Source organism: Pseudoroseomonas cervicalis ATCC 49957 (genome assembly GCF_000164635.1).
GTDB lineage: Bacteria > Pseudomonadota > Alphaproteobacteria > Acetobacterales > Acetobacteraceae > Pseudoroseomonas > Pseudoroseomonas cervicalis.
This window is the reverse complement of record NZ_GG770778.1, coordinates 284,562-291,403: the sequence shown is the minus strand read 5'-3', so window position 1 is coordinate 291,403 and position 6,842 is coordinate 284,562. Positions and strand designations below refer to the sequence as shown.

6 protein-coding genes are annotated in these 6,842 nt (G+C 69.2%); 4 read left to right on the top strand and 2 right to left on the bottom strand.

What is annotated here, in order from left to right; all coding sequences use genetic code 11:
* A partial coding sequence (locus HMPREF0731_RS08650; RefSeq protein ID WP_007003706.1) for a (2Fe-2S)-binding protein occupies positions 1-387 on the top strand: 387 nt, incomplete at its 5' end.
* 3 nt (positions 388-390) lie between these two features.
* On the opposite strand, the gene HMPREF0731_RS08645 is transcribed toward HMPREF0731_RS08650, so the two are convergent.
* Both HMPREF0731_RS08645 and HMPREF0731_RS08640 read right to left on the bottom strand, forming a co-directional pair.
* The gene (locus HMPREF0731_RS08645) at positions 391-1,158 is read right to left on the bottom strand and encodes an SDR family oxidoreductase (RefSeq protein WP_007003705.1); all 768 of its coding nucleotides are present in this window, start codon (positions 1,156-1,158) and stop codon (positions 391-393) included.
* 140 nt (positions 1,159-1,298) lie between these two features.
* Positions 1,299-2,000 carry a GntR family transcriptional regulator gene (locus HMPREF0731_RS08640; protein WP_245538292.1) on the bottom strand — a complete coding sequence of 234 codons (702 nt, stop codon included), beginning with the start codon at positions 1,998-2,000 and terminating at the stop codon, positions 1,299-1,301.
* Positions 2,001-2,123: 123 nt separating this feature from the next.
* Between HMPREF0731_RS08640 and HMPREF0731_RS08635 the strand changes: the two genes are divergently transcribed.
* The 3 genes from HMPREF0731_RS08635 (at position 2,124) to HMPREF0731_RS08625 (ending at position 6,821) form a co-directional block, all read left to right on the top strand.
* Positions 2,124-3,362, top strand: a complete 1,239-nt coding sequence (locus HMPREF0731_RS08635; RefSeq protein WP_007003703.1) for an ABC transporter substrate-binding protein — start codon at positions 2,124-2,126, stop codon at positions 3,360-3,362.
* Positions 3,363-3,429: 67 nt separating this feature from the next.
* A complete protein-coding gene (locus tag HMPREF0731_RS08630; protein WP_007003702.1) occupies positions 3,430-4,305 on the top strand; it encodes a branched-chain amino acid ABC transporter permease in 876 nt (291 codons plus the stop codon).
* Positions 4,306-4,313: 8 nt separating this feature from the next.
* A complete protein-coding gene (locus tag HMPREF0731_RS08625) occupies positions 4,314-6,821 on the top strand; it encodes a branched-chain amino acid ABC transporter ATP-binding protein/permease (protein WP_007003701.1) in 2,508 nt (835 codons plus the stop codon).
* Positions 6,822-6,842 lie beyond the last annotated feature (21 nt).

Genomic DNA, 6,842 nt, shown 5'->3' with positions numbered 1-6,842 from the left:
CGCGACCGCCGCGCCGCGCCGCATCGCCATGCCCTGGCCCGGGCGCTGGCGCTGCGGCCCTTCCTCGACGCGCTCTACGCCCCGGCGCCGGAGGTGCTGGCACCGGCCGACGACGCCACCCTGGTCTGCCGCTGCGAGGAGGTGACCGCCGGCCAGGTGCGGCAGGCGGCGCGGCTGGGCGCCACCGGGCCGAACCAGGCCAAGGCCTATCTGCGCACCGGCATGGGCCCCTGCCAGGGCCGCATGTGCGGCACCACCGTCGCGGCCCTGATCGCCGAGACGCGCGGCATCTCCCTGGAGGAAGCCGGCGCGCTGCGCCCGCGCGCGCCCTACAAGCCGATCACCGTGGGCGAGCTGGCCGGGCTGCCGGTGGAGGAGCTGGGCTAGGCCTCAGGACAGCATCCGCGTGTCGCCATCCACGCTGATCGCCTGCCCCGAGATCGTCCGCCCGCGCGGCGAGGCCAGGAACAGGATCTGGTCCGCCAATTGCTGCGGCGTGACGTATTCCTTGATCGAGGTGTAGCCGAAGGCGATCCTCTCCATCTCGGCATAGGACACGCCACGGCTCTGCGCCTTCGCCTCCAGCACGCGGCGCTGGCGGTCGCCGGCGACCAGGCCGGGCAGGATGGCGTTCACCCGGATGCCGTCATCGCCCAGCTCGATCGCCAGCGACTTGGTCAGCCCGATCACCCCCCATTTCGCCGCCGCATAGGGGCTGCGCAGCGCGAAGCCGTGCTTGCCCGCCGCCGAGGACAGATTGACGATGCTGGCATTGCCGCTCTCCCGCAGATGCGGGATGGCCAGCCGCGCGCAGTTGAACTGGCTGGTCAGGCAGACCTCCAGGCAGCGGTCCCAATCCTCGGGGTGGATCTCGTCCACCCGGCCCGTCGGGCCCGCGATGCCGGCATTGTTCACCAGCACGTCCAGCCCGCCCAGCTCCAGCAGCGCCGCCTGGAACAGCGCCGCCACCTGGCCGCGATCGGCCACATCGGCACGGCGCCAGCCGACACCCTCCGGCAGGGTGGCCAGCCCCGCCTCGTCCACATCGCAGGTGAAGACCCGCGCGCCCTCCGCCAGGAAGGCCTCGACAATGGCACGGCCAATGCCCGCCGCACCCGCGGTCACCAGCACCCGCGCACCCGCCAGACCGAGATCCATGTCGCTTGCTCCCTTTTATTGTTCATTCAAGGCGTTCTTTTTTGAAAAAAAGAACCAAAAAACTTTTTCAGCTTGGCGTCCCGCTGATGGCCTGATGCGGAACGCCAAACTGAAAAAATTCTTCAGAAAAAGAAGAAATCCTACTCCTCGGGCAACCCACCCTTGTCGATGATGAAATCCGCCGCCCGCGTGATGTCCTCGGCGATCGCGCGCCGCGCCGCATCGCCATCCCCGGCGCGGATCGCCTCCAGCGCCGCCGCGTGGCAACGCAGCGCATGGCCCGCGGTCAGCCGGTCGCGCGAATGCCGCAGGTCGAGATTGATCACCGGCCCCGCCTTCAGCCACAGCCCACCGATCACATCCACCAAAGTGGGCAGCCCCGCCGCATCATAGATGGTGAAATGGAAGTCGCGGTTCAGCTGCACCGCATGGCCGAGATCCGGCGCGTGCTCGGCACCGCGCATCGCCGCCTCCGCCGCCGTGATGGCGGCGAGCTGCGCCGGGCTGCGCGCCTGCGCCGCCAGCTCCGCCGCCCAGCCCTCGATCCCGGCGCGCACCGCCGCCAGCTCGCGGAACTGGGCGCGCGTCATCACCGGCACGCGCACGGCGCGGTTCGGCGCCACCTCCAGCGCGCCATCGGCGATCAGCCGGCTCACCGCCTCCCGCACCGGCATCACCGAGACGCCGAGCGCCTCGGACAAATCGCGCAAGGACAGCTTCTCCCCCGGCGCCACGCGGCCGGAAGCGAGCAGGTCGCGCAGATGCGCATAGGCCGATTCACCGAGGGTGCGGCGCTCGAGCAGCGGCAGGCTGGCCAGGGCCATGGGAAGGACGGGCGTCACACACTTCCCTCTGGACAATCCAAGGCGAATAGGCAAGCCTCATTGTGATCACAGATCACGACTGTGCATCGCCGCGGAGAGGGCCCCGGAAAACCGCCCCCCGCCAGAGGAGAGGATCCAGGAATGACCGAGCTCCCCCGCATCACGCGGCGGGGCGCGCTGCTTGGCGCCGCCACGCTGCTCGCCGCCCCCGCCATCTCGTATGCCCAGTCCGATGTCGTCCGCATCGGGCACCTGACGCCGCGCACCGGCTTCCTCGGCCCGCTCGGCGAGTTCGCCGTGCAGGCCGCGCAACTCGCCGCCGATGAGGTGAACGCCGCCGGCGGCATCAATGGCCGCCGGCTGGAGATGCTGTTCGAGGACAGCGTCAACCCGCAGACCGCCAGCGCCAAGGCCGAGCGCTACATCCAGCGCGACCGCGTCAGCTGCATCGTGGGCGAGATCAACTCCGCCTCGGCGCTGGCCATCGGCCAGGTGGTGCAGCGCGAGCGCGCGCTGTTCATCAACACCGGCGCCAATTCGGACGCGCTGCGCGGCAGCGACTGCCGCAAATTCATGTTCCACATCGAGGGCCAGAACTCGATGTATGTGAAGGCGGTGGGCCGCGTGCTGGTGCAGCAGGGGCTGATCCGCGGCAAGAAGACCTACGCCCTGACCGCCGACTACGCCTTCGGCCACGATTTGCTGCGGGTCGCCAAGCGCTTCATGGCCGAGAATGGCGGCAGCGTCGCCAATGAGGACCTGATCCCGACGGACCTCACCGATTTCTCGCCCTTCCTGCTGAAGATCCGCCAGGCGCGGCCGGATGTCATCGTCGCCAATTTGGCCGGCGCGCAGATCACCAACTTCCTGAAGCAGTATTCGGAATTCGGCCTGCGCTTCCCGGTGGCCGGCTTCGGCTTCGACACCGCGCTGGCCTGGGGCGCCGGCCAGGGCAATTTCCTCGGCACCTGGCCCACCATGTGGCACCACCGGCTGGAGAACCCGGGGGCGAAGAAATTCACCGCCGATTTCCGCGCCCGCTTCGGTCGCCCGCCGGAGAACCAGGCCTGGGGCGACTACAACGCGGTGAAGATCCTCGCCCGCTCGATGAACGAGACCAAGAGCACCGAGGGCCCGCGCATCGTCGAGTATCTGGAGAGCGGCGCGAAGTTCGACGTGCTGAAGGGCCGCGAGAGCTATTTCCGCGCCCGCGACCACCAGATCATGACGGAGATGTACGCCATCTCCGCCCTGCCGGCGGCCGAGCAGCGCGACCGCTACGACATCTTCACCTCCTCCCCGCCGGTGCCGGGGCCGGAGGAGAGCCTGGAGGCCATCGCCGCCACGCCGGAAGAGAACAGCTGCACCTTCCCGACCTGATCCGCTTGCCCCGCGCCCCGCGCCGCCACCCGGCGCGGGGCCACCGGAGGCGCAGGGAGCCCTGGCCTTGGAAATCGTCTTCCTCATCGAGCAGATCCTCAACGGTCTGCTGATCGGCGCTTATTACCTGCTGATCGCGCTCGGCCTGTCGCTGATCTTCAGCCTGGGCGGCATCGTCAACCTGGCGCATGGCGCCTTCTACGCCATCGGCGCCTATCTCACCGTCGCACTCGCCCCGCATATCGGCTTCGGCGGCGCCTTCGTCGTGGCGCCCGTGCTGGTGGCGCTGCTCGGCCTGGTGATCGAGCGCTTCCTGCTGCGCCGCTTCTACCGCGCGGACCCGATCCTGTCGCTGCTGCTGACCTTCGGCCTCGCCATGGTGGCCGAGCAATCCCTGCGCATGATCTTCGGTGCGCCGCCCCTGCCCTTCTCCATCCCCGTCGAGCTGCGCGGGCAGGTCTTCATCGGCGAGTTCATCTATTCCCGCTACCGGCTGATGATCCTGGCGGTTGCCGCGATCTGCGTGCTCGGCCTGTGGTTCCTGCTGCAGCGGACGCATTTCGGCCGCGTCGTGCGCGCCGGCGTGCAGAACCCGGACATGGTCGGCGCGCTCGGCATCTCGCTGAAGCCCTACATGTCGGCGGTGGTGATGATCGCGGTGGGCCTCGCGGCACTCGCCGGCGTCATGCTCGCCCCCGTCATCGGCGTGCATCCGGCGATGGGCGCGGAAATCCTGACCTTCGCCTTCGTCGTCGTCGTCATCGGCGGGCTCGGCTCCTTCTGGGGGGTCGTGGTCGCGGCGCTGATCGTGGGCGTGGTGCGCGGCATCGCGGCTTACGCCTTCCCGCCGGCCACCGAGGCCTCGGTCTATCTCCTCATGCTGCTCGTCCTGCTGCTGCGCCCGCGCGGGTTGTTCGGCGAGCGCATCGCGAAATTCGAGTGAGCCCGATCATGAGCAAAGAGATCCGCCCGCTGCTCATCGCGCTCGCCGCGCTGCTGCTGCTGCCCATCCTGCTGCCCGCCCTCGGGCTCACCCTGAAATCGGCGACCGATGTGGTCATCTTCGCCATCGCGGCGATGGGGCTGAACATCCTGGTCGGCCATACCGGCCTGGTCTCCTTCGGCCATGGCGCCTGGTTCGGCATCGGCGCCTATGCCGCCGGCATCATCCAGCGGCATTTCTTCCCCGGCGACATGCTGCTGCCCATGCTGTTCGGCATGGTCTTCGTGCTCGGCTTCGCCGCCATCGTCGGCCTGCTGATCCTGCGCCGCCGCGGCGTCTATTTCTCGCTCCTCACGCTGGCCATGACGGCGATGCTCTTCACCATCGCCTTCCGCTGGACCGAGCTGACGGGCGGCGAGGACGGCTTCGGCGGCATCACCCGCTACGCCTTCCTCGATTCCTCGTCCGCCTACTACACCGCCGTCGCGGTGATCGGCTTCGGCATGGTCTATGCGCTGTGGCGCTTCCACCACGCCCCCGTCGGCACCGTGCTGGTCGCCATCCGCGAGAATGAGCAGCGCGCGCGCTTCGTCGGCTACGACACCACGCGCTACAAGCTGCTGGCCTTCACCCTCTCGGCCGGCGTCACCGCGCTGGCCGGCATGCTCTCGGCCTACAACCACCGCTTCGCCTCGGCCGAGCCGATCGCCATCGCCTTCTCGGGCGAGCTGCTGGCCATGGTCGTCATCGGCGGCATGCGCGGCTTCCTGGGCCCGGCGCTCGGCGCGCTGTTCTACATCCTGTTCCGCGAGTTCCTCTCCATCTACACGGCCAATTGGCTGCTGTTCTTCGGCCTGCTCTTCGTGGGCTTCATCGTCTTCTCGCCGGACGGGCTGGTGGGGGTCGGCAAGCGCCTGCTCGCCCCCTTCCGCAAGACGCCGGTCGAGGATGCGGCGATGTCCGCCCGCCGCACCACGGTGCCGGAGCCGGTGCCGCCGCGCTTCATCCGTCCCGGTAGCGATACCTCCTGCGTCCTCGAAGCGGACGCCCTGAAAAAAAGCTTTGGGCGCATCCAGGCGGTGAAAGGTGTCAGCTTCGCGGTCGGCGACCGCAAGCTGCACGCGCTGATCGGCCCGAACGGCGCCGGCAAGACCAGCGCCTTCAACCTGCTCTCCGGCATGTTCCCGCCCGATTCCGGCCGCGTCCTGCTCGACGGGCGCGACGTGACGGGCATGGAGCCGCAGGCCATCACGAGCGCCGGCATCGGCCGTTCCTTCCAGATCACCAACCTCTTCCCCGGCCTCTCCATCGCGGAGAATCTGCGGCTGGCGGTGCAGGCGCGGCACGCCAAGCGCTTCGGCCTGTGGCGGAGCGCCGAGTCCTACGCCGACATGGCCGAGGACACCGAGGTGCTGCTGCGCTGGATGGGGCTCGCCGGCATCGAGCGCGCCGAGGCCGGGGCGCTCTCCTATGGCGGGCAGCGCCTGGTGGACATGGCGGTGGCCGTCGCCACCCGCCCGCGCATTCTTCTTCTCGATGAGCCGCTGGCCGGCCTGGCCACCGCCGAGCGCACCCGCGTCGGCGAGCTGATCAAGCGGGTCTCCACCGACATTCCCGTGCTGCTGGTGGAGCACGACATCGACCGCGTCTTTGCCCTCGCCGACCGCGTGACGGTGATGAATGATGGCGAGGTGCTGGTCGATGGCAGCGTCGAGGATGCGCGCGGCGATGCCCGTGTGCAGGCCGTCTATCTCGGCTCCGGCGCCGCCGCCATCGCGGCCAAGCCGCGCCCCTCGGCGGCCTCGCCGGAGGTGCTGCTGTCGCTCGACGACATCCACACCTTCTACGGCAAGAGCCACATCCTGCAGGGTGTTTCTTTCAGTCTGCGACAGGGCGAGATCCTGGCGCTGCTGGGCCGCAACGGCGCCGGCAAATCGACGCTGCTGAAAAGCGTCATGGGCATCACCCGCCCCGCGCGCGGGCAGATGATGCTGGCGGGCGAGCAGGTGGCGGGCCTGCCCTCCGACCAGATCGCCCGCCGCGGCGTCGGCTTCGTGCCGCAGGGGCGCGGGCTGTTCGCGGGGATGAGTGTCGCCGAGAACCTCGCCCTCGGCCGGCTGAAGCGCCTGACCGGGGCCGGCCAGCACTGGGAGGAAGAGAAGGTGCTGGAATTCTTCCCGCGCCTGAAGCAGCGCTGGCGCACGCCGGCCGATGCGCTGTCCGGCGGCGAGCAGCAGATGGTCGCCGTCGCCCGCGCGCTGTCCGGCGACACCCGCCTGCTGCTGCTGGACGAGCCCTTCGAGGGGCTCTCCCCTGCGGTGACGGAGGAGCTGTTCGAGGCCTTCGACCGGCTGCGGCAGGAGATCTCCATCATCATCGTCGACCACAATCTGGATCTCGCCCTGGCGCTGTCGGACAGCACCGTGGCGCTGGAACGCGGCGCGGTGACCTGGACGGGCGAAAGCGCTGTTCTGCGGGACGATCTGGATCTGCGGCGGAAAGTGCTGTGGCTGTGACAGCGAAGTTCGCAATTCCAG

Bases quoted from the DNA above. Each gene is read 5' to 3' on its own strand.
- HMPREF0731_RS08635 (WP_007003703.1), top strand. From the start codon at position 2,124: ATGACCGAGCTCCCCCGCATCACGCGGCGGGGCGCGCTGCTTGGCGCC.
- HMPREF0731_RS08645 (WP_007003705.1), bottom strand. From the start codon at position 1,158: ATGGATCTCGGTCTGGCGGGTGCGCGGGTGCTGGTGACCGCGGGTGCG.
- HMPREF0731_RS08625 (WP_007003701.1), top strand. From the start codon at position 4,314: ATGAGCAAAGAGATCCGCCCGCTGCTCATCGCGCTCGCCGCGCTGCTG.